The sequence below is a fragment of the Acetobacter sp. AC2005 genome (assembly GCF_037901235.1).
GTDB classification, from domain to species: domain Bacteria; phylum Pseudomonadota; class Alphaproteobacteria; order Acetobacterales; family Acetobacteraceae; genus Acetobacter; species Acetobacter oryzoeni.
The window spans coordinates 561,790-582,975 of the sequence record NZ_CP149625.1; the positions used below are offsets into that span (position 1 = coordinate 561,790).

Here is a 21,186-nt window from a genome sequence, read left to right on the forward strand (position 1 = left end):
CTTTTGCAAAAAATCTGGGCAGTTTAGGGGCAAACCTGACTTGCCTTAACAGAATGATGTGAACAGGCCGGGTTCTCAACCCATAATCATGGCGCTGAATGTGGCTTCCGCCACCACAGTGCCTTCTACGCGGGCTTCACCACGGAATTTCCACACATTGGAGCGGTGGCGTTCCTTGGCGACATGAATGCGCACCTGATCGCCCGGTTCTACCGGGCGGCGGAACTTTGCGCCTTCGATGGTCATGAAATAGACCAGCTTGCCCTCAAAATCCTTGCCCAGTGTTAGCACAACCAGCGTTGCTGCGGTTTGCGCCATGGCTTCAACCAGCAATACGCCCGGCATAACAGGGCGTGCAGGAAAATGCCCTTGAAAGAATGGTTCATTGACCGAAACATTCTTGATACCTGTTGCCTCTTCTCCCAGGACGATATCTTCCATCCGGTCGATCAGAAGAAAAGGATATCTGTGCGGAATCGCCTGCATAATACGGTTGACGTCAATTTTATCGATCGTCTGAGCGTCCTGCTGCGATTCTTGTTTCGTCTCCACGTCCCCGAAACCACCCTTTGCGCCGGTTACCAAGCACCGACCTTAGTTTATCCCTTGTCCGAACCGTTCTTGGCCGATCCAGACGCTTTTTTTGCCAGCTTGCGCAATACCGCTACGTTCCGGAAAAACTCCCTGAACGGCATAGCCGGGCTGCCAATTACATCCGCGCCGCCTTCTATATCCGACATCACGCCACATTGCGCGCCAATGCGCGCCTTTGCGCCAATGCGGATATGCCCGATAAGGCCAGCCTGCGCGGCAATCGTTACATAGTCTTCCAGCACGGTGGAGCCAGAGATCCCGGCCTGCGAAACCACAATACAACACCGCCCCAGACGGGCGTTGTGACCGATCTGCACCAGATTGTCGAGACGTGATCCTGCACCAATAACCGTATCATTCACCGAACCACGGTCAATTGTGCTGTTGGCACCAATCTCTACATCGTTTTCCAGCACCACGCGGCCAAGCTGTGGCACGGTTTCAAACCCCTGCGGGCCAACCGCAAAACCAAACCCATCCTGCCCAATGCGTGAACCGGGCAGAATAATCACCCGCTCACCCAACACGGCATGAGAAAGCGTGACATGGCTGCCAATACGGCAGTCCTGCGCAAGCTGTACACCATCACCCACCACTGCGTGGGAGCCAATAATACAGCCCGGCCCAATTTCTGCCTTGGCCCCAACCACCACAAACGGCCCAATTTCTGCCGTGGGGTCTATGCTGGCTGTGGGGTCAATGCATGCAGAAGGATGCACACCTGCACGCGCTGGCACCCGTGGGTGGAACAGCCGCGCAACGCGAGACCACGCCAGATAGGGCGCTGCCGTTACCAGTGCAGCGCACCCGGCTGGCACCTTATCTGCAAAAGCGGATGCAACAATAACCAGCCCAGCCTTGGTTTGCTCCAGCAAAGGAGCATACCGGCGATTATCCAGAAAGCTGACATCACGCGGGCCTGCAGCCTGCAACGGCGCAATACCCACAAAGCCTTCTTCTGGCACGGCGCCAGCCTTGGGCAGCACCAGTTCCGCCCCTGCGGTTTCAGCCAGCGTGGCCGCATCAAACGGCCCCGCACGGGTGAAAAAGCGCGGGTCTGCCGGCCCGGAAAATGTTGTACCCTCAGCCACGATTACTGCTGCCCGGCTGCCGGTGCCACCACTGGGGCTGGGCCTGTGCGTGGGCCCTGATCTGCATCTGCCGTTGTGGGCATCTTGCCAGATTTTGCCAGCTCTTCTGGGTCAACATTAGCTTCTGGAATGAACACGGACGGCAGAATCTTGTTCAGCTGCACGGCCACTTCGTTGGTGATGTCCTGCCCATCAACATGCAGGGCCACCTGTTCGCTGTGCAGAACAAGGTTCATGCCATGCGCAGCGGCCACTTTCTGAATAACCTGTACCAGTTCACGTTCGATCTGGCCCAGAGAAACCTGCGCCGCTTCCTGAATAATGCGGTTGCGGTTACGGAAATCACGCTGGGCTTTCATCACGCGGGCCTGCAGGCTGCGTTCACGCGTCTGAATCTGCTCAGATGTCAGAGACTTGGCCTGTGCCTGCAGCTTCTGCTGCTCATCACGCCAGCCAGCCTGTTCCTTCTGAAGGTCCTGCGCCAGTTCATCACGGCGGCCACCCAGAGTGCGCTCAACCTGCATGGCTGCGGAAGACTGACGCATAACGCCACCAACGCTGATCACACCAATAACGGTTGTGGGTGGCGGTGCTTCCTTGGCAACTTCTGGCGCAGACGGAATAGGCGGCAGCGGCAGCACGGGCGGAGTTTGGTCTGCTTCCTGGCTATCAGCCGGCGGTGCAGGCAGCTGCACCGGAGCCGGGGCGCGACGGGCCGCAGCCGGATGCTGTGCCGGAGCCTGTGCAGCAGGCTGCTGGGTTTTGGGCACAAACCACCCGCCCCCATTCTGCGCCTGTGCAGATGGCACAAATGCGGATGAGAAAGACAGGACAACAGCCCCCAGCAGGGCAGTTCTGGTGGAAAAACGCATCATTACCTCAGAATTGCTGGCCGAAGCCAAAGCGAAGGAGCTGCGTGCGGTCATTATGGCTCCGCATAACGGGCACACCCAGATCGATGTTCAGCAGACCAAACGGACTTTTCCATGAAAAACCAGCACCAGCACTTACACGTGGGCGCAACGTATCACCGCTGATAGGCGTGTAATAGATACCATCATTCGCCTTGCTTGTATAAAGGCGCTTCACACGCAAACCAGCGACACTCCCGGTATCCACAAACGCACGCCCGCCAATACCCATGTCAGACAGGAACGGAATAGGGAAGTTAAGCTGGGCGGAAGCGTTATACATAAAGCGCCCACCCAACAGATCTTCGGATGAATGGTTCAGGATACCCACACTACGCGGGCCTGCACCACCATCCAGGAAGCCGCGCAGGTTGTTACCACCCAGATAGAAGTTATCAATAATATCGTGGCGGCCATTGCCCCAGTCCGCCATGTACCCGGCACCACCGCGCACCATGAACGTCCAGCTATGGCTGTTGGTAATATCATCCAACGGCACATAGTACGCACCGTTAACCTTGCCGCGGACGTATTTTTCATCGCCACCAATACCGGCAAAGTCACCACCCACAGATACATAGTACCCACTATGCGGCGCCATGCGGTTATCACGCGTATCATACATAAGGGTTGTGCCGATCTGCGAGAGCAGAGACTTACCCTTCTGATCCAGCACGTAGTAGGAGGACTGATCCCACGTATCACCCACCCAACGGCGGATCAGGCTATAGTTCCAGGACTGGGACAGATAGCGGTTGTACGAATACCCCATACGCAGGGTGATACCGTAGCGGCCTTCAGAATAGTTCTGATAGGTCTGGTAGTTGTTTTCAACAAAGAAGATATCCGCACCGGCAACAAGGTTGCGCCCCATGAATGCCGGGTTGGTGATGGAGATATCTGCCTGTTTCTGCCACTGCGAAACCGTGCCGGAGAACCCGGCATCAACCCCGGTGCCCAGCAGGTTGTGCTGTTTCAGCCCGACGTTACCGATCACGCCCACGTCGGTTGAGTAACCACCACCAAGCGAGAATTCGCCAGTGGGTTTTTCCACCACGTTAACGGCCACGTTGGTGCGATCAGGCGCAGAGCCTTGAGAGGTGGAGACATCCACGCTCTTGAAGAAGCCCAGATCCTGCACCGCTTCCTTGGCGTATTTCTTGTAGCTGGTTGTGTAGGGGTCACCCTCAGCAAACGGCAACTGGCGGCGCACCACGTTATCCTGCGTGATGGTGTTGCCGTTCACATCAATACGTTCAACGTAATGGCGTGGGCCTTCGCTCACATCAAACAGCAGGTTTACAATCCGCTTTTCCGGATTGCGGGCAATGGTGGGGCGTACCTGCGCAAACGGATGCCCTTCGGCCTGAAGGATTTCCTCCATATCCGTGGCGTTATCCTGCACGGCCTTGCCATCGTACCACTGATGCGGGAACAGCTCGACATACTTACGCAAAGATTTAGCCGGCACATGGCGCAGGCTGGAGCGGATATCCACCTTACCCAAGCGGTAGCGCACACCTTCATCCATGGTGAAGGTAACGTAGAAGGACTTCCGATCTGGCGAGAGCTCGCCTTTTACGTCCTTGATCTGAAAATCCACAAACCCGTTGCGCAGGTAAAACCGGCGCAGCAATTCCGCATCGTATTTAATACGTTCGGGGTTGTATTCATCGGATGAGGACAGGAAGTGGTACCAAGCTGTTTCCTTGGAGGAAACAACACCCGCCAGACTGGATTCGCTGTAAGCCTTGTTGCCCACAAATGCGATCTTGCTGATGAGTGTCTGCGGCCCTTCGTTAATCTGGAAAACCACATCCACACGGTTATGGGCCAGCTTGATAATCTGGGGTGTCACCACCGCAGCAAAGCGCGCCTTCTGGGCATACACTTCCAGAATGCGCTGGCGGTCATCCGCCGTGGTTTCGGCCGAGAACACCGCACGCGGGCGCAGAGCCAGCACCTTGCGCAGGTCTTCATCCTTGGCCGCGTGGTTCCCCTCGAACACGATACGGTTGACGATGGGGTTTTCCTTCAGGCGCACCAGCAGGATGTTGCCATCACGCCGCAGCGTCACGTCCTTGAACAGGCCGGTGGCGTAAAGGGTCTTGAGCGAACGGTCCAGATCATCCTGGCTGAACGGGTCCCCCACACGTGCAACCATGTAGGACAGCACGGTGTTGGTTTCGATACGGGTGTTACCCGATACCCGGATATCTTCAATATATCCGCCCGTAGGCGCAACAGATGATGTGGATTCGGAAAGGCGCGGCGTGCGCGCATGTATAGCGCGGGATGGCGCCACCACTGCCGCTGGTGCGGCAGCACTTGTACCTTCTGTTGATGCGGCGGATGCCTGTCTGCCATCCACCATCACAAAAGGTAGCACACAGACAGAAACGAACAGGGCTGAACGCTTACCCGTCAAGATCTGCTTCCTTCCATCCGGGTCGCTTTTCGTACGAAAGCCCATCTTCCGTTCTCATTCCGCCCGCAACGGGAGGTATCCGAAATCACCCCTGTCACGCAAGCACTTCCCTTCCTGTTCCCGCCGTCATTCATCCTACAAGCGAAGCAATCCACCTGAACAGGCCAAAACCTGAAAGGTCATTGAACGTGGAGAACAGGAACAGGCCTGCAAGCAATGCAAATCCAACCTGAAAACTGATCTCTTGCACCCGCTTGGAAACCGGGCGGCCTCTTATTGCCTCTATGGCATAAAAAACCAGACGTCCACCATCAAGAAGCGGCACGGGGAAGAGATTAATCAGCCCGAGGTTAACAGAAAGCAGCGCCATAAAGGACAACAGGCTGGCAAACCCATACTGCGCCACCTGCCCGGAAAGTTGCGCAATCTTGAGCGGACCGCCCAAATCTTTGGCTGTATGCTGGCCGGTAAGAATCTGCCACACGCCATCCAGCGTTTGCACGCTGGCGTTCCACGTAGCTTTTACGCCCGCCGCCACAGCCTGCGGAAATGGCAGTGGCTTGCCCACTTCCGTGGCAAAAATAATACCAAGCTGACCATGCGGTTTTTGAGGAGTCGAATCTGGAGCCTTGCCGATGGTGATAGGCAACGTCACGCTCTGTTCGCCGCGTTTGACGGTGAGCGTAGTTTGTGCGCCAGCCTGTGTGGAAATGGTGGCCTGAATATCCTCCACACCCGTGACATCGTGGCTGCCGATACGCTGAATGACATCGCCCTGTTGCACGCCTGCCACAGCCGCCGCACCATTTGGCATGACGGTTGCAATCTGATCACGCACATGCGGCTGGCCCGTTGTGGCAAACAGCAGCGCAAACAGCACAAAGGCCAGAATGAAGTTAAAAATCGGCCCCGCCAGAATAACGATGGCGCGGGAGAAAACCGATTTATCGTGGAAGGTGCGGCCCTTAATCCACGCGGCTTTCTGCTCTGGCGTGGCGTCTTCGGGGTCTTCAAACCCGTGGGGGCGCACGTAGCCGCCCAAGGGAATGGGGCAGACACGCCATTCCGTGCCGGATTTATCGCGCCAGCGGAACAGGGCCGGGCCAAACCCAAGCGAGAATACCTCCACATGCACGCCGCGCCACTTGGCCGCCAGATAGTGGCCAAGTTCGTGAAAGCTCACCAACACACCCAGCACGAAAACGAAGGAAAGCAGTGTACGCAGGTAATCGTGTATCATCATTCTTCCGATATCGGCTGGGGGCTGCGTTTTCTCAAGCCGCGTGGGCAGGAATCAGGCGTTGTGCGGCACGGCGTGCCTCGGCATCCCAATGCAGCACGGCATCCAGCGTATCTGCTGGCGGTGCGCCCAAGGCCACCATCACCTCTTCCACAATGCGGGAGATATCCAAAAAGCCGATCTGTTCATGCAGGAAGGCATCAACCGCAATTTCATTGGCAGCGGAAAGAATGGCAGATGCCGCCCCACCCTTACGCAGAGCCTCACGCGCAAGGCGCAGCGCGGGAAAGCGCACTTCATCCGGCGCATAGAATTCCAGCTTGCCAAAAGCTGCCAGATCCAGACGCGGGGACGTAGTAGCCATACGCTTGGGCCATGTAAGCGTGTGTGCGATGGGAATACGCATATCGGCAGAACCCATCTGGGCAATCAGGCTACCATCTGTGTACTGCACCATGCCGTGCACAACAGATTGCGGGTGCACCAGCACATCAATCTTGTCTTCCGGCAGATTGAAGATACGGGCGGCCTCAATAACTTCCAGCCCCTTGTTGAACATGCTGGCAGAATCGATGCTGATTTTGGCCCCCATGCTCCATGTTGGGTGCTTGAGCGCCTGCGCACGGGTGGCCACGCGCATTTCTTCCAGCGTGGAGGTGCGGAACGGGCCGCCGGATGCTGTGAGAATAATTTTTTCAACCTGATCAATCTGCCGGTCGGCCATAGCCTGAAAAACAGCGTTGTGCTCAGAATCCACAGGCAGCAGCGTGGCACCTGCTTCCTTTACGGCACGCAGCATTACATCACCGGCGCACACCAAGGCTTCCTTGTTGGCCAGCGCAATGCTTTTGCCGTTTTTTACCGCTGCCAGCGTAGGCTCCAGCCCCGCAGCACCGGTAATGGCGGCCATTGTCCAATCTGCCGGAAGGGCTGCGGCATCAATAACTGCCTGACGACCACAGGCTACTTCCGTGCCGCTGCCTGCCAGCAGGGTTTTGAGTTCCTCAAACGCGCTTTCATCCGCCAGAACGGCCAGTTCTGCCTTCAGGCTGCGGGCCTGTTCTGCCAATTTGGCAGCATTTTTGCCCCCCACAAGCGCCCGTACCCGAAACTGGTCTCGCGCCTGCTCCAGCAGATCTACGGTTGAACAGCCAATGCTGCCTGTGCTGCCCAGAACGGTTACGGTTCTCATGCTTAACGTCTTTCCAAACCTGAAAATACAAACGGCGGCAGACCGCCCAACAGGCGGCCACACCACCTATTGGCCCTACCCCGGCAGATGGCCTGCCAGAGCCCTTAAAATGGTGCGTGCGCCCGCTGCCCAAAACGGCATGGAAGCCCCCGCACATACAGAAACCAGTGCCGCCACAGGTGCAGCCACCACCAGCCCATCAAACCGATCCAGCAGCCCACCGTGCCCCGGCAGCAGCTTGCCCGAATCCTTCACGCCCAAGGCGCGCTTCATCGCGCTTTCGGCCAGATCCCCCGCTTGAGCGGAAATGCCTAAAATGCCACCCCACACCAGTGCGGAACCCACGCCACCTAAGCCGGAAAGTGTGGCAACAATACCGCCGGTAGCCACAGCGCCCACCAAGCCGCCAACAGCGCCGGAACGTGTTTTACCCGGAGAGATACGCGGTGCCAGTTTGGGGCCACCAAAAATACGCCCTGCCACATAGGCCGAGCTGTCGCTGGCCACCACAACGGCAATAACAAACAGAACGGGCCAAAAGCTGCCCTGCCGCAGCCACAGCAGCGCGGTACCTGCCAGAATAATCACGCACATAATGGCGCAAAGCGGAGCACCAAACACCAGAGAACTGATGCAGAAAACGCCAAAATAGGCCCAATGCCCGGTAGCGGCAGAAAGCCCCGCACACACGGCCCACAGCAGATACAGCACGCCGCGCCAGCTTTTGACGGAAAGCCCAAACAGGGCTGCGGCCTCTACCGCCATGCCGCCCATCATGCCCAGAATAAGGGCATCATACGCCAAGCCGCCCAAGCCGATGCACGTGCCAGCCACAGCCACCAATACGGCAGCAGACATCAGCCGTGGGCGCAAATCACGCCAAGCCGAGGTATCCTGCGCGTTCGTGCTCATGCCGGGCCTTGCGGGCGCGCGCCAAAGCGCCGTTCTCGTTGGGCGTACTGGTCTAGCACCATCGCAAAATGTCGTTCGTTAAAATCGGGCCAGAACACGTTCAGAAACACCAGTTCGGCATACGCGCTCTGCCACAGCAGAAAGTTGGAAAGCCGGCATTCACCACTGGTGCGCACCACCACATCGGGGTCTGGCACGCCACTGGTCCAGAGAAAGTTGGTGAATACGCTTTCTGTAATCTGTTCTGGCGCAATGCGGCCATCCTTGGCCTCCTGCGCCAAACGCTGCGCAGCCTGCACAATATCCAGCCGCCCACCATAGGAAAGCGCCAGAATAAGCGTGAGCTTGCTGTTGCCACGGGTTAAGGATTCGGCCTGCGCCAGCTCTTCGCGCAAGCTGTCATCAAAACGGGCCAGATCACCAATAAAGCGCAGGCGCACGCCTTCCTTATGCAGTTCCCGCACCTTGTGGCGCAGGTAATACCGCAAAAGGCCGGTAAGGTCTGAAACCTCCTCCTGCCCGCGCGCCCAGTTTTCTGATGAAAACGCATACAGCGTTAGATACGCCACGCCACGCTGCATGGCCGCGCGCACGCAACGGGCCACGGCTTCCGCCCCTGCCCTGTGCCCGGCAAGGCGCGGCAGGCCGCGTTCGCGCGCCCAGCGCCCGTTTCCATCCATGATGACAGCAACATGGGTTGGAATTGCCGGTTTTTTATCAGCTAGCCGCGTGGACATAACAGGCAGGGTTCCACCCCATTAACGTGCACAAACACATCCGAAGAAGCACCAATACTGTCTCAGACCTGTTTGATTTCCTTGTCTTTATCGGCCAGCATATCATCAATTTTTTTCACATACTGGTCGGTCAGTTTCTGAATGGCGTCAGACCAGGTTTTAACATCGTCCTGGCTGATTTCACCTTTCTTTTCAAAGCCTTTGGCTTTGTCCATGCCATCACGGCGCACGCCACGCACGGCCACCTTGCCGCCTTCTGCATAACGGGCCGCAGCTTTTGCCAGCTCGTTACGGCGTTCTTCCGTCAGCTGCGGAATGGGCACACGAATGGTCTGGCCTTCACCCGCCGGGTTCAGGCCCAGACCGGAATCACGGATAGCGCGTTCTACGGCGCCAGCCAGTGCGCGGTCCCACACCTGCACGGTAATCATACGGGCTTCTGGCACAGCAATGGAGCCAACCTGCGTAAGCGGCACTTCACCGCCATAGGCTTCCACCCGCACAGGTTCCAGCAAAGCCGGGCTTGCGCGGCCAGAGCGCAGGCCGGAAAAATCACGGCGCAGGCTATCCAGCGCGCCATCCATACGGCGCTTCAGGTCATCCAGCAGAGCATTCAAGTCAGACACGGTGTTTTCTCCCGTTGCATCCTACAAGGGCATGGCCTTACACGCCCCGTTCAGTTTGTCGGCCATTCTGGCGGCTTGTGCGTGCCAGAATGATGCGGCGCTTTTCAGGCGGCTTCGATAATCCGTGTGAAAGGCCCTTCATTGCGCATCACACGCGGGAAGGCCCCTTCCTCGCCAATATTGAAAACAATGATAGGCAGACGGTTTTCACGCGCAAGGCTAATGGCGGCGGCATCCATCACGTTAAGCTGGTTGGCCAGCACGTCCATGTATGTCAGCTCTTCATAACGCTTGGCGGAGGGATCTTTTTTGGGGTCGGCGGAATAAACGCCATCTACCTGCGTGCCTTTCAGCAGCATGTCGCATTCCATTTCCGCAGCGCGCAGGGCGGCGGCTGTATCCGTGGTAAAGAACGGGTTGCCTGTGCCTGCGGCAAAAATAACCACACGCCCTTTTTCCATGTGCCGCACGGCGCGGCGGCGGATATATGGCTCCGCAATGGAGGACATGTGGATGGCAGACATCACCCGCGTTGCAATCTGCTCACGCTCCAGCGCGTTTTGCAGCAGCAGCGCGTTAATAACGGTGGCCAGCATACCGGCGTAATCACCCTGCGCACGGTCCATGCCCTTGGCGGCTGCCGCCAACCCGCGAAAGATGTTGCCACCCCCCACAACAAGGCACACTTCCGTGCCGGAACGCACCACTTCGCCAATATCATGGGCAATGCGTTCTACCGTCTGCTGATCCACTCCGAAGGCGCCATTCCCCATCAGGGCTTCCCCCGACACCTTGAGCAACACGCGTTTACGGCTTGGCTTTTCGCCTACAGAAGCAGTCATTGGCCCTCGATCTTGCAGAAAGTCCCACACAGATCCCACACCGTATGCAGATACGGCGAGATCGCCCCCTCTTATCCTTCATGGCCCACGGCCACAAGCGCCCATGCCGTAGTTTATGGTACGTCGTCCAGACCAATGGCACGCAAACGCGCGCGCTCCTCATCCCATCCACCGCGTTCCTTTACGTTTAGAAACAGGTGGCAGGGGCGTTCCAGCAAGCTGGAAAGCTGCTTGCGTGCGCGTTCCCCAATCTGGCGAATTTTCTGCCCGCCATTGCCAATCAGGATAGCCTTGTGCCCCGCGCGGGAGACATAGATGGTGGCATCTATGCGCACAGATCCATCTGGCCGTTCCTTATAGCTTTCGGTTTCCACCGTGGCGCTGTAGGGCACTTCTTCATGCGTTTGCATAAAAATCTGCTCACGCACCAGTTCAGCAGCCAAAAGCCGGTCAGGCAAGTCTGTCAGATCATCTTCGGGGTACAGGTACGGGCCTTCGGGCAGGCTTGCGGCCAGCTTGTCCAGCAGGTCTTCCACACCATTACCGGTGCGGGCGCTCACCATGAACACATGCTCAACCGGCAGCTTTTCCGTAATGGCAGCCGTAAGCGGCAGCAAAGCTGTGGCGGGCACAAGATCAGTCTTGTTCAGCACCAGCCAGACCTTGCGCTTGGTTTCTGCCAGACGCTCGATAATGGTCTGCACCGCTTCTGTCAGCCCGCTGCGGGCATCTACCAGAAGCAGCGTGATGTCTGCATCTTCAGCACCCGTCCACGCCGCGGCCACCATGGCGCGGTCCAGCTTGCGGCGGGGGCGGAAGATTCCCGGCGTATCCACCAGCAAAATCTGGCTGTGCCCGCGCATAAGAATGCCCAGAACCCGAAAGCGCGTGGTTTGCGCCTTGGGCGAAACGATGGACAGCTTGGCCCCGGCCATGCGGTTAAGAAGTGTTGATTTGCCTGCGTTTGGCGCCCCCACAAGGGCAGCAAAACCGCAGCGCGTGGTATCATCAGCCATGCTGGGCTACCCCTCCAGTTTTTCTAGTAAATCAGCGGCGGCGGCACTTTCTGCAGCACGTTTGCTGCCTGCCCGGCCTTCACCAAACATGCCACCTGCCGTAACGCGCACCACAAACAGCGGTGCGTGAGAGGGGCCATCTGCCCCTATTGTTTCATACACAGGCAGGCTTTGCCCGCGGCCAAGCACCCATTCCTGCAACGCGGTTTTGGGGTCCTTGGGCGGGTGAGCCTGCGCATCCAGCGCAGATTTCCACCAATCCCGCACCATCTGGCGTGCGGGCTCCAGCCCGCCATCCAGAAAAACTGCACCAAGCACAGCCTCTAGCGCATCGGCCACCACGTTGGCGGCCGTTTGCACGCCTGCGCGGGCTTCATGCGCCGCAACGGTGAGAGACTGCGGCAGATCCAGCCGATCTGCAATTTCCGCCAAGGACACGCGAGAAACCAGATGCGCCAGCCGAGACCCCAGTGCACCTTCCTGCTCGTTGGGGAAGCGCTCCAGCAGCCATTCGGCCATCAGCAGGCCCAAAACGCGGTCCCCTATAAACTCTAACCGCTCGTTAGAGCCTGCGCCCTTGGCTTTTTGCCGCTTGCGCCCGCCTGCCTTCTGATGTGCGGCGGAACGGTGCGTTAGCGCCTCCTGCAGCAGATCAGGGTTGGCAAAGCGGTAGCCCAGACGCACTTCCAGCTCTTCCAGCCGGAAGCGCGCGGCATCGGACATGTTGTTTGGTTTTCTCACGATACGCCCCGCAGAATACGCGCCCAGCGAATTTCAGCCGGCCAGTACCAGACCTGCCAGAACGGGTGGGAAGACTGAACCGAGAAGAAGATACGCTGCGCACGGCCTACCAGATTTTCCATGGGCACAAAGCCCAGATCCTTGGGGCCATCACCCATAAAGCGGCTATCGGCGCTATCATCCCGGTTATCACCCATCGCAAAAAAGTAACCCGGCGGCACAACATATTCGGGCGTGTTGTTCTGCGGGCCTTCATCCGTCAGCTTAAGGATATCGTGCTTCACCACCGTGCCGTTGGCGCTGCCGGGCAGTTGTTCCGTGCAGGCTTCACCTTCCATATCCACCTGCGTTTCATCCCGCGTGGTGTAGGTATGGGGGTTCAGGCACGGCACTTCCTGCCCGTTCAGAATCAGATGGCCGTTGGTCACCTGAATGTGGTCTCCCGGCAGGCCCACAATACGTTTGATGTAATCAACCGATGTATCTTTGGTGTAGCGGAAAACAGCCACATCACCCCGATGTGGTTCTGCCCCAAAAACACGCCCTTCAAACAGGTTGGGTGAGAACGGGAAGGAATATTTGGAATATCCGTAGCTGAATTTGGACACCCAGATGTAATCCCCCACCTGTAGGGTTGGGATCATGGAGCCCGATGGGATCACGAAAGATTCAAACAGGAAGGTGCGCACCACAGTCACCACCAGCACCACCGTTACGATGGTGCGCAGGGAGTCCAGCACGGTATTTCCGCCCTTTTCGGGCTTGCTTGCCCCGGTGGTGGGAGGATGTTCCGGTGTGCTCATACGCTGTCTCGCCCGTTCCTGCGGTTCAGTAAAAAAGAAAAATCCGGCGGATCAAGCCGTGCAGGGCGCTGGATGTCAAGGCAGGTGTTCATGCCTTGCGGGCTGATACCAGCACTTGCGCCAGCGCGTATGGGGGCTCATCCGTCATGCTCAGCACAATATGGGGCACAGTGTCGGGGGGCATAAGCTGCGCCAGTTTTTGTGCAGCCGCCCCGGTAAGCACCAATGTTGGCTGGCCAGATGGCAGGTTATGCACACCTATCTGGCTATGCGCCACCCCTTGCGCAAAGCCGGTGCCCAGTGCCTTTGCACAGGCCTCCTTCGCGGCCCAGCGCTTGGCATAGGCCCCAATACGCGCCTGGCCGGATCTGCTTTCTGCCTTTGCGCGTTCCTGCTGGGTGAACACGCGCTGCGTAAACCGATCTCCAAACCGTTCCAGAGCCTGAGCAATCCGCCGCATATCGCACAGATCCACTCCGGCGGAAATCAGTGTCATGATTTCACCCTGTCTGCCTGCGTAATACCGGGGGCCGCGCGCAGGCTGGCAATAACCGAGGAAAGATGGCGCAGATCGCGCACTTCCACATCCACAAGAATTTCCGTGAAATCAAGCTGGCGATGCACGATTTTGAGGTTCACCATTGCCGCATCGGATTTGGAAATGGAATTGGTGATATTGGCCAGCACGGCGGCCTCGTTTTCCGCCACAATGCTGATACGGCCAACCCGCATCTGCCCGGCGCCGCCAGAGCGGGCCATGGCATCGTAATCCCAATCCACATCCAAAAAGCGTTCTGGCGTTGCGGAAAAACTTTCCAGCGTCTGGCAGGTGCGGGTGTGAATGGTGACACCGCGGCCTGTGGCCACCACGCCCACAATTCTGTCCCCCGGCAAGGGGTGGCAGCAAGCGGCGTAATGCACGGCCACACCGGCCCCCAGCCCCACCAGCGGCACAGCAGCGTTGGAAGAGCGGCGGCCAGAGCCACCACCGGCCCCACGTGCACGCGGCCCCGCCGTACCCAGCACACCCGGCAGGCCGGAGAGCATACGCGGCACACGCTGCACACGCTTGAGTTCGGGGTACGCTGTATGCACCACGTCCCGCGCGGCCAGATTGCCTGCGCCCACGGCCACGTACAGATCTGTTAGCGAACTTTGTTTGAGCGGCTTGAGTGTGGTTTCCAGAATCTTTTCAGACCCATCCACACCTTCCTGACGGAAGGCCTTAGCCAGTGCCGCACGCCCGCCATCCAGCGAGACCTGACGCTGCTGCTGCGCCACATAACGGCGGATACGCGCGCGCGCCTTGCCGGTAACAACAAACCTTTCCCACGAAGGAGAAGGCGCGCCGCCACGGGCTGTCATGATTTCAACCTGATCGCCGTTTTCCAGCTCATGCCGCAAGGGCATCAGGCGACCATTGATCTTGGCCCCCACGCAGGTATCACCCACATGGCTGTGCACGGCGTAGGCAAAATCTACCGGGGTGGCCCCACGTGGCAGGGAAATAAGCTGCCCCTTGGGCGTGAAGCAGAAAACCTGATCCTGATACAGTTCAAGCTTGGTGTTTTCCAAAAACTCATCCGGGGCGGATGAGGCTTCCAGAATTTCCAGCAAATCCTGCACCCAGCGTGGGCGGCGCAGGCCACCATAGCCGCCTTCCTCCGTGCCCGTGCCTTCCTTGTAGGCCCAGTGCGCGGCCACACCGTTTTCTGCCACATCGTGCATATCCTGCGTGCGGATCTGCACTTCAATCTTCTGGTTGCGGGGGGAGCGTAGCGTCACCCCCGTATGCAGGCTCTGGTATCCGTTGGCCTTGGGGGTGGAGATGTAATCCTTAAACCGCCCGGCTATCATGGGGTAGGCCGCGTGCACGGCACCCAGCGCCATGTAGCAATCTTCCCGCGTATCCACGATCACACGGAAGGCCATGATGTCTGAAAGCTGCTCAAACGCCACATTGCGGCGCTGCATCTTCTCCCAAATGGAATAGGGAGATTTCTCACGCCCCGAAACCTGCACGTTCTTCAGCCCGGCTTCATGGCACAGGCGCAGCAGTTCACGCCGCACTTCTTCAATCACATCCGCGCCCTGCCCGCGCAGATAGTTCAGGCGTGTGCGGATGGTGGCATCGGCTTCTGGCTCAAGCTGCGCGAAGGACAGGTTCTGCAACTCTGTCTTAACGCGGTCCATACCAATGCGCTCGGCCAGCGGCGCATAGATATCCAGCGTTTCACGCGCAATGCGCTGCCGCCTGTCCTGCCGCTCCACAAAATGCAGGGTGCGCATGTTGTGCAGACGGTCTGCCAGCTTGACCAGCAGAACGCGGATGTCCTTGGACATGGCGAGCACAAGCTTGCGGAAGTTTTCCGCCTGCTTGGTGCGGTCTGATTGCAGCTCTAGCCGGGTAAGCTTGGTAACGCCATCTACCAGATCAGCCACTGTTGGGCCGAACTGTGCCTTAAGCGTATCGTAGGTAACGCCGGTGTCTTCTATGGTGTCGTGCAGCAAAGCGGTGCAGATGGACTGCACATCCAGCCGGAAGCGGGCCAGAATCATGGCCACGGCAAGCGGGTGGGTTATGTACGGGTCACCATTATCGCGCTTCTGGTTTTCGTGCGCCTTGTAGGCCACGGCAAAAGCGCGGCGAATGCTCTCTACATCCGCCTTGGGTGCATAACTGAGCACCCGGTTAACCAGACGCTCACAGTTCAACTCACTCCGCCCGCCATTTTCTGCGGCGGGAACTGGAGCCGTGTTTTTTTCTACAGGAGCGTCCGTTTTAACAGGCTGCATGATCCCCTCCCCCGAGTCCTTAACGGAAACCGGAACCGGAGGGGAATGATCGCCGCCCGTATGCGCCACCCGAATTACCGACGTGCGCGACCGGTAAGTGCAGCTTCAATAGCCCGCACATCATCAGCGGCTTCTTCTTCTGCAGAAACTTCCTGCAGGCCAAAGATGTTCTGCTCGGTCGGAACCAGATCCTGCACTTCTTCTTCCACAGGTTCGGGCTCGGGCTCACGGGCCTGAGAACGGATCAGATCATTGCGCAGAGCGGTGAGAGAGACGGTTTCGTCTGCAATTTCACGCAGAGCGACAACGGGGTTTTTATCGTTATCCCGATCAACTGTCAGCTCTTCCCCGCGAGAGATATTGCGGGCGCGCTGTGCGGCATAGACCACCAGTTCAAAACGGTTCGGGACCTTTTCCACACAGTCTTCAACGGTGACGCGGGCCATTGCGGAGAGCCTCCAGACAAGTTTCAGCTTATAGATGCTTACAGGAACAGAAAGAGTATATTACCGCATCCGCCCCGCCTACGGAAGAGCTTATTCTTTTGCGGGCTGTATTTCCTGCCCTGCAACACCTTCAAGCAGGGCATCCAGCCCCTTGCCGGTTACGGGGTCTTTCCATTCCGGCGCAACATCACGCAAAGGGTACAGCACAAAAGCGCGCTGGGTTGCGCGAGGATGCGGTAATATAAGCCGATCTATATTTGTCTGTATATTGTCTATCGAAATAATATCCAAATCAAGCGTGCGCGCTGCATTTGGCACGGAACGTACACGCCCCAACTGCGTTTCCACCCCTTGAAGCGCATCAAGCAAAGCCAGAGGCGCCAGTGTCGTGCGGCAACGCACAACCCCATTCACATAAGGAGGCTGCCCAGATGGTGGCACAGGTGCACTTTCATACCAGCGAGAAACAGCCTCAACCTCCAGCTCAGGCAGGTTTTTCAAGGCCTGCACGGCTTGCTCACACGTCTGCCGCGCACTTAATCGCAAATGCGGAAGATTCGCACCTATCGCTATCAGCACTGATCTGGTATTCATTTCCGGCATCGTTATAAACTCGTTCCTCGCAGAAAATTCTGCCACATTTGATGGATATCGTTATCTGATGATCTTACCATTCTTTCTATCAAAACCGAAAAGACCTCAGACCATTTCATAAGAATGCCCAAAACAGCACCCCAAAGTATTTAGAGGACACCCACTATGAACCTTCAGAAAACCGAAAAGACCTGCCTTTTCATTGATGGCTCCAGCCTTTATTCTACATCCCGCAGCCTTGGTTTTGATGTAGACTATAAAAAGCTGTTGGATTTCTTTGCGGCTAAAACGCATATTATCCGCGCTTATTACTATGCTGCCATTTTGGATACAGAAGATTACTCCCCGCTTAAGCCCCTTACGGACTGGCTTTCCTATAACGGGTATTTTCTTGTTACCAAACCTGCGCGCGAATTTACCGATTCCACCGGCAAGCGCCGCGTAAAAGGCAATATGGATATAGAAATTGCCGTGGACATGATGGAAATGGCTCCGCATATCGACCACGCCATTCTGTTTAGCGGTGATTCTGATTTCCGCCGCGTGGTGGAAGCCGTGCAGCGGCAGGGTACGCGGGTTTCTGTTGTGTCCTCCATGCGCTCCACCCCGCCGTTGATTGGGGATGATCTGCGCCGGCAGGCAGACCAGTTTCTGGAACTTTCCGCCCTGGCTGGCAACTTTACCCGCAGGCAGACAGAAAACCCCCGCCCCGTGCGCACCAATGCCCCGCCCGTGCGCCACCCGGCAGACCAGATGAGCGAACCGGATGAAGATGATCCGCTAAGCTAAAGCGCTCTATGCAAATGCCACCTTCTGGCAGAGGGTGGCATTTTTTTTCATCTGCGTGCAAAACTCTTATGGTTGTTTTGCCGTTATTTAACCGTCACCATTGTTGAAGCCCTTTTGTTACAAGGGTGAACCGACATAGTAATTTGCCGGAGTTCTTATATGCCCTCATGTTCTGAAGCCAGAAGCAGCCTTCTTTCCCTGCTGCGTGGCGTTGAGCACTTCAACACCGAGGTTTTTCCTGCCAAAGAAGAACTGTTCGCCAGCCTGGCAAAAGGGCAAGCCCCAGAAGCTCTGTTTATTGCATGCGCAGATAGCCGCATTAACCCCAACCTGATTACCCAGACAGGGCCGGGTGACCTGTTTATTCTGCGCAACATTGGCAACCTTGTGCCCGCATATGGTGAAATGCTGGGTGGTGTGTCCTCCGCAGTGGAATATGCTGTTCTGGGCCTTGGGGTTTCCACCATTATTGTGTGTGGCCATTCTGATTGCGGCGCCATGAAGGCCCTGCTGGAACCAGAAAAGAACGGGCTGGATAAAATGCCAACCGTGCGCAAATGGCTGCGCAATGCAGAAGCCGCCCGCGCGGCCACGCTGCACACCTTTACGGGCGAAGATGTTGGCCCCGCCACCGTGCGCTCTGTTGCAGAACAGAACGTGCTGTTGCAACTGGCCCATTTGCGTACGCACCCCGCCGTGGCCGCTGGTCTGGCAAAAGGCACGCTGTTCCTGCAAGGGTGGTTTTATGATATCGGCACCGGTGAAATTACGGTGCTGGATGAACAAACACGTAAAAGCTTGCCCATTAAAACCGTTATTACACAGATGGAAGAAAAAGCCGCCTAAAGGCCCTTCGTTCTTCTTTTCTGCACTTGTTCTGGCTGCGTGTTGCCTAAGTTTTACTTCGGCAACCGCAGCAGACATACTTAAACTCAGCACATGGAATCTGGACTGGCTGCTTGATCCGGCACACCCCGGTTACGCACAGGCTCCGCCAGATATTCCCCACCGCACATCTGCCGATATTTCCAGCCTTGCCAGCTACGCCGCCCATTTGCACGGCGATATTGTGGCCTTGCAGGAAATAGAAAGCCCCGCCAGTGCCGGGCAGCTTTTTCCATTCGCGCGTTATCACCTTGCCATCAGCCAAGATCATGTCGTGCAGCATACGGCGCTAGCTGTGCGGGCAGATATTCCGTTTGAACAAAACCCGGATGTTACGGCGCTGGATGCCTATGCAACAGCCCCGGCCTCACATCATCACTTACGCAGCGGGCTGGATATTACCGTGCACCAGAACGGGCAGGCCCTGCGTATTCTGGTGGTGCATCTTAAAGCCGGATGCCCGGATAACCTGCCCCATGCCTCCCGCCCCGCCTGCGCAACCCTCTGGCAACAATTTGCCGCGCTGGATGATTGGGTGGCCGACCGCACCCAACACCATGAAGCCTTTACCATTATGGGGGATTTTAACCGCCACCTTACGGTGCATGATCCGCTGTTTCTTACGCTGTTACGTATTGCACCGCTGGATCTGGTAACCGCTGGCATGGCAAGCCCCTGCCAAGGCGGCAGCTATTTTATAGACCACATTATTCTGGGTGGGGCCGCGCGGGCATGGAAAGCTCCCAACTCCTTACGCGTGATACCTTTGGCGGAGGAAACCGGGCAAAACCTTTCCGATCACTGCCCCGTTTCCATTAGCCTGCACCTACCATCTGCCAACCAGTTGCCACAGCCATAGCGCGCCCCAAAACAAAAAAGCTGCCGTACCCACAGGATGCAGCAGCCTTATTTTGCAAGCTATTCGGCTGAGATATTACATGCGGCCAGCAGGTGCACCGGAACGGCCACCACTGCGGGCACCACCACCGGAACGGCGCGGGCCACCACGCCCACCACCGGGCGCACCCCCACGAGGTGCGCCACCACGTGGAGCACCACCGCCGCCACGCGGGCCACCACGGCCGCGGCCACCGCCACCCAGAACAGGCGGACGCATGGTGGAAGCTTCAGCCTCAGCCGAATGCCACGGATGATCCCGAACCACCGGCACGGTTTTGCCAATGGTGCGTTCAATATCACGCAGCCAAGCGCGCTGTTCTGCATCGCAGAAGGAAACAGCCCAGCCATCACGCCCGGCGCGTGCTGTACGGCCAATACGATGCACGTAGCTTTCCGGCACGTTTGGCAGATCGTAATTGAACACGTGGCTTACGTCGTCCACATCAATACCGCGGGCGGCAATATCCGTTGCCACCAGCACCTTAACGGAACCGGAGCGGAAGCCCTTCATGGCCCGCTCACGCGCACCCTGAGACTTGTTGCCGTGAATGGCCTCTGCCACCACGTTGTTCTTGTTCAAAAACTCCGCAACCTTGTTGGCTTCATGCTTCATGAGCGTGAACACCACAGCGCGGGAAACCTTGGGAGATTCCACCATGTTCAGCAGCGCATCGCGCTTATCGCCCGCGCCATTTACGAACATGACAGCCTGCTGAATACGATCCACCGTGCTGGAAGGCGGCGCCACTTCAACGCGTGCCGGGTCATTCAGCAGAGATGCTGCCAGATCTTCAATGCTGCGCGGCATGGTGGCAGAGAACAGAAGTGTCTGACGCTGCTCTGGCACAAAGGTCATGATACGGCGGATATCGCGCACAAACCCCATGTCCAGCATGCGGTCGGCTTCATCCAGCACCAGAATTTCCAGACCGGACAGATCAATAAAGCCCTGACCCATCAGATCAAGCAGACGGCCCGGTGCAGCCACCAGCACATCTACGCCACGGCGCATGGCTTCAACCTGCCGGCCCTGCCCTACACCGCCAAACACAACGGCCTGCGTAAACTTCATGTGGCGGGCGTAAGCCTTAAAGCTATCGCTAATCTGGGCCACAAGCTCACGCGTGGGGGCCAGCACCAGAACACGCGGCTGCTTGGGCGTATTTGCACGTGGGTTTTTGATTAGATGTTCCAGAATAGGCAGCGCAAAAGATGCGGTTTTGCCTGTGCCTGTCTGGGCCAGGCCCAGCAGATCACGCCCCTGCAACAGATAGGGGATGGAACGTTCCTGAATAGGAGTGGGTGTATCATACCCCTGCTCTGCCAATGCCTTCAGCAGTGGTGGAGCAAGTGCCAGATCGGAAAATTTGGTCATCAGGGCCAACCTTATTTGTGCAGCCTGAAAACGAGATCGAGAGACCGCACCCTTTTCAGTTATGCACTGTATGTTTTGTGGCGCACACGGAACATTCTTGCACCGGCTTGCAGCTGAGCACCCACAAAATTTTGAACACATCAAGATCCGCTAAGGAAGTTTTTGAACTGCGTTCATTCCTCACAAACCTTGTAAAGCTGTATATAAGGGGACTTTATAAACGCCGCAAGGCTTCCGTACCATATTAGTCCTAAAATGATGTTCGTGT

At 57.3% G+C, this 21,186-nt stretch carries 21 protein-coding genes; 3 read left to right on the top strand and 18 right to left on the bottom strand.

Features of this window, described 5'->3' with window-relative positions; genetic code table 11:
* Nucleotides 1–75 precede the first annotated feature (75 nt).
* The 17 genes from fabZ to folK all read right to left on the bottom strand — a co-directional run bounded on the left by fabZ (nucleotide 76) and on the right by folK (nucleotide 16,978).
* Nucleotides 76–486 (bottom strand): 3-hydroxyacyl-ACP dehydratase FabZ, encoded by a 411-nt coding sequence (gene fabZ, locus QQM41_RS02640; protein WP_003622563.1) that lies wholly within the window; start codon nucleotides 484–486, stop codon nucleotides 76–78.
* 113 nt (nucleotides 487–599) lie between these two features.
* Entirely contained in the window at nucleotides 600–1,685 is a 1,086-nt protein-coding gene (gene lpxD / locus QQM41_RS02645) for a UDP-3-O-(3-hydroxymyristoyl)glucosamine N-acyltransferase (protein WP_339077627.1), read from the bottom strand.
* Nucleotides 1,686–1,687: 2 nt separating this feature from the next.
* On the bottom strand, nucleotides 1,688–2,560 hold the full coding sequence (locus QQM41_RS02650) for an OmpH family outer membrane protein (RefSeq protein WP_339078139.1): 873 nt from the start codon (nucleotides 2,558–2,560) through the stop codon (nucleotides 1,688–1,690).
* A 4-nt stretch (nucleotides 2,561–2,564) separates the two neighbouring features.
* Complete coding sequence (bamA, locus tag QQM41_RS02655; protein ID WP_050819396.1) at nucleotides 2,565–5,069, bottom strand: outer membrane protein assembly factor BamA; 2,505 nt, start codon at nucleotides 5,067–5,069, stop codon at nucleotides 2,565–2,567.
* An 85-nt stretch (nucleotides 5,070–5,154) separates the two neighbouring features.
* Entirely contained in the window at nucleotides 5,155–6,267 is a 1,113-nt protein-coding gene (rseP, locus tag QQM41_RS02660) for an RIP metalloprotease RseP (RefSeq protein WP_080986757.1), read from the bottom strand.
* A gap of 31 nt (nucleotides 6,268–6,298) precedes the next feature.
* On the bottom strand, nucleotides 6,299–7,456 hold the full coding sequence (gene dxr / locus QQM41_RS02665; RefSeq protein WP_339077628.1) for a 1-deoxy-D-xylulose-5-phosphate reductoisomerase: 1,158 nt from the start codon (nucleotides 7,454–7,456) through the stop codon (nucleotides 6,299–6,301).
* A gap of 75 nt (nucleotides 7,457–7,531) precedes the next feature.
* Nucleotides 7,532–8,368: a phosphatidate cytidylyltransferase gene (locus QQM41_RS02670; RefSeq protein ID WP_339077629.1), complete on the bottom strand. Its 837-nt coding sequence runs from the start codon at nucleotides 8,366–8,368 to the stop codon at nucleotides 7,532–7,534.
* Nucleotides 8,365–9,105 (bottom strand): polyprenyl diphosphate synthase, encoded by a 741-nt coding sequence (uppS, locus tag QQM41_RS02675; protein WP_050819393.1) that lies wholly within the window; start codon nucleotides 9,103–9,105, stop codon nucleotides 8,365–8,367. Before uppS ends, QQM41_RS02670 begins: the two co-directional genes overlap by 4 nt.
* A gap of 62 nt (nucleotides 9,106–9,167) precedes the next feature.
* Nucleotides 9,168–9,689 (bottom strand): ribosome recycling factor, encoded by a 522-nt coding sequence (gene frr / locus QQM41_RS02680; RefSeq protein ID WP_044583078.1) that lies wholly within the window; start codon nucleotides 9,687–9,689, stop codon nucleotides 9,168–9,170.
* A gap of 146 nt (nucleotides 9,690–9,835) precedes the next feature.
* Nucleotides 9,836–10,573 (bottom strand): UMP kinase, encoded by a 738-nt coding sequence (gene pyrH / locus QQM41_RS02685; protein ID WP_050819392.1) that lies wholly within the window; start codon nucleotides 10,571–10,573, stop codon nucleotides 9,836–9,838.
* Nucleotides 10,574–10,686: 113 nt separating this feature from the next.
* On the bottom strand, nucleotides 10,687–11,589 hold the full coding sequence (gene era / locus QQM41_RS02690) for a GTPase Era (protein ID WP_042788649.1): 903 nt from the start codon (nucleotides 11,587–11,589) through the stop codon (nucleotides 10,687–10,689).
* A 6-nt stretch (nucleotides 11,590–11,595) separates the two neighbouring features.
* On the bottom strand, nucleotides 11,596–12,312 hold the full coding sequence (gene rnc, locus QQM41_RS02695) for a ribonuclease III (protein WP_050819391.1): 717 nt from the start codon (nucleotides 12,310–12,312) through the stop codon (nucleotides 11,596–11,598).
* 14 nt (nucleotides 12,313–12,326) lie between these two features.
* The gene (lepB, locus tag QQM41_RS02700) at nucleotides 12,327–13,133 is read right to left on the bottom strand and encodes a signal peptidase I (protein ID WP_087651450.1); all 807 of its coding nucleotides are present in this window, start codon (nucleotides 13,131–13,133) and stop codon (nucleotides 12,327–12,329) included.
* Between the two features lie 88 nt (nucleotides 13,134–13,221).
* Nucleotides 13,222–13,629 carry a holo-ACP synthase gene (gene acpS / locus QQM41_RS02705; protein WP_339077630.1) on the bottom strand — a complete coding sequence of 136 codons (408 nt, stop codon included), beginning with the start codon at nucleotides 13,627–13,629 and terminating at the stop codon, nucleotides 13,222–13,224.
* The gene (locus QQM41_RS02710; RefSeq protein WP_197687355.1) at nucleotides 13,626–15,998 is read right to left on the bottom strand and encodes a bifunctional (p)ppGpp synthetase/guanosine-3',5'-bis(diphosphate) 3'-pyrophosphohydrolase; all 2,373 of its coding nucleotides are present in this window, start codon (nucleotides 15,996–15,998) and stop codon (nucleotides 13,626–13,628) included. Before QQM41_RS02710 ends, acpS begins: the two co-directional genes overlap by 4 nt.
* Nucleotides 15,999–16,003: 5 nt before the next feature.
* The gene (gene rpoZ, locus QQM41_RS02715) at nucleotides 16,004–16,375 is read right to left on the bottom strand and encodes a DNA-directed RNA polymerase subunit omega (RefSeq protein WP_050819388.1); all 372 of its coding nucleotides are present in this window, start codon (nucleotides 16,373–16,375) and stop codon (nucleotides 16,004–16,006) included.
* A gap of 90 nt (nucleotides 16,376–16,465) precedes the next feature.
* The gene (gene folK, locus QQM41_RS02720; RefSeq protein WP_128105000.1) at nucleotides 16,466–16,978 is read right to left on the bottom strand and encodes a 2-amino-4-hydroxy-6-hydroxymethyldihydropteridine diphosphokinase; all 513 of its coding nucleotides are present in this window, start codon (nucleotides 16,976–16,978) and stop codon (nucleotides 16,466–16,468) included.
* A 156-nt stretch (nucleotides 16,979–17,134) separates the two neighbouring features.
* Here folK and QQM41_RS02725 point away from each other — a divergent pair, with 156 nt between their 5' ends.
* From QQM41_RS02725 to QQM41_RS02735, 3 genes are all read left to right on the top strand, one after another.
* Nucleotides 17,135–17,758, top strand: coding sequence for an NYN domain-containing protein (locus QQM41_RS02725; protein WP_003622527.1), 624 nt, complete (start codon nucleotides 17,135–17,137; stop codon nucleotides 17,756–17,758).
* Nucleotides 17,759–17,917: 159 nt separating this feature from the next.
* Entirely contained in the window at nucleotides 17,918–18,604 is a 687-nt protein-coding gene (locus tag QQM41_RS02730) for a carbonic anhydrase (RefSeq protein WP_087651453.1), read from the top strand.
* The gene (locus QQM41_RS02735) at nucleotides 18,537–19,502 is read left to right on the top strand and encodes an endonuclease/exonuclease/phosphatase family protein (protein WP_339077631.1); all 966 of its coding nucleotides are present in this window, start codon (nucleotides 18,537–18,539) and stop codon (nucleotides 19,500–19,502) included. Before QQM41_RS02730 ends, QQM41_RS02735 begins: the two co-directional genes overlap by 68 nt.
* A 75-nt stretch (nucleotides 19,503–19,577) precedes the next feature.
* On the opposite strand, the gene QQM41_RS02740 is transcribed toward QQM41_RS02735, so the two are convergent.
* Nucleotides 19,578–20,918 (bottom strand): DEAD/DEAH box helicase, encoded by a 1,341-nt coding sequence (locus tag QQM41_RS02740; protein ID WP_128104998.1) that lies wholly within the window; start codon nucleotides 20,916–20,918, stop codon nucleotides 19,578–19,580.
* Nucleotides 20,919–21,186 lie beyond the last annotated feature (268 nt).

Coding starts and splice junctions, on each gene's coding strand:
- fabZ (WP_003622563.1), bottom strand. CDS start 486: ATGCAGGCGATTCCGCACAGATATCCTTTTCTTCTGATCGACCGGATG.
- QQM41_RS02650 (WP_339078139.1), bottom strand. CDS start 2,560: ATGATGCGTTTTTCCACCAGAACTGCCCTGCTGGGGGCTGTTGTCCTG.
- bamA (WP_050819396.1), bottom strand. CDS start 5,069: ATGGGCTTTCGTACGAAAAGCGACCCGGATGGAAGGAAGCAGATCTTG.
- rseP (WP_080986757.1), bottom strand. CDS start 6,267: ATGATGATACACGATTACCTGCGTACACTGCTTTCCTTCGTTTTCGTG.
- dxr (WP_339077628.1), bottom strand. CDS start 7,456: ATGAGAACCGTAACCGTTCTGGGCAGCACAGGCAGCATTGGCTGTTCA.
- QQM41_RS02670 (WP_339077629.1), bottom strand. CDS start 8,368: ATGAGCACGAACGCGCAGGATACCTCGGCTTGGCGTGATTTGCGCCCA.
- uppS (WP_050819393.1), bottom strand. CDS start 9,105: ATGTCCACGCGGCTAGCTGATAAAAAACCGGCAATTCCAACCCATGTT.
- frr (WP_044583078.1), bottom strand. CDS start 9,689: ATGGATGGCGCGCTGGATAGCCTGCGCCGTGATTTTTCCGGCCTGCGC.
- pyrH (WP_050819392.1), bottom strand. CDS start 10,573: ATGACTGCTTCTGTAGGCGAAAAGCCAAGCCGTAAACGCGTGTTGCTC.
- era (WP_042788649.1), bottom strand. CDS start 11,589: ATGGCTGATGATACCACGCGCTGCGGTTTTGCTGCCCTTGTGGGGGCG.
- rnc (WP_050819391.1), bottom strand. CDS start 12,312: ATGTCCGATGCCGCGCGCTTCCGGCTGGAAGAGCTGGAAGTGCGTCTG.
- lepB (WP_087651450.1), bottom strand. CDS start 13,133: ATGAGCACACCGGAACATCCTCCCACCACCGGGGCAAGCAAGCCCGAA.
- acpS (WP_339077630.1), bottom strand. CDS start 13,629: ATGACACTGATTTCCGCCGGAGTGGATCTGTGCGATATGCGGCGGATT.
- rpoZ (WP_050819388.1), bottom strand. CDS start 16,375: ATGGCCCGCGTCACCGTTGAAGACTGTGTGGAAAAGGTCCCGAACCGT.
- folK (WP_128105000.1), bottom strand. CDS start 16,978: ATGCCGGAAATGAATACCAGATCAGTGCTGATAGCGATAGGTGCGAAT.
- QQM41_RS02725 (WP_003622527.1), top strand. CDS start 17,135: ATGAACCTTCAGAAAACCGAAAAGACCTGCCTTTTCATTGATGGCTCC.
- QQM41_RS02730 (WP_087651453.1), top strand. CDS start 17,918: ATGCCCTCATGTTCTGAAGCCAGAAGCAGCCTTCTTTCCCTGCTGCGT.
- QQM41_RS02735 (WP_339077631.1), top strand. CDS start 18,537: ATGAACAAACACGTAAAAGCTTGCCCATTAAAACCGTTATTACACAGA.
- QQM41_RS02740 (WP_128104998.1), bottom strand. CDS start 20,918: ATGACCAAATTTTCCGATCTGGCACTTGCTCCACCACTGCTGAAGGCA.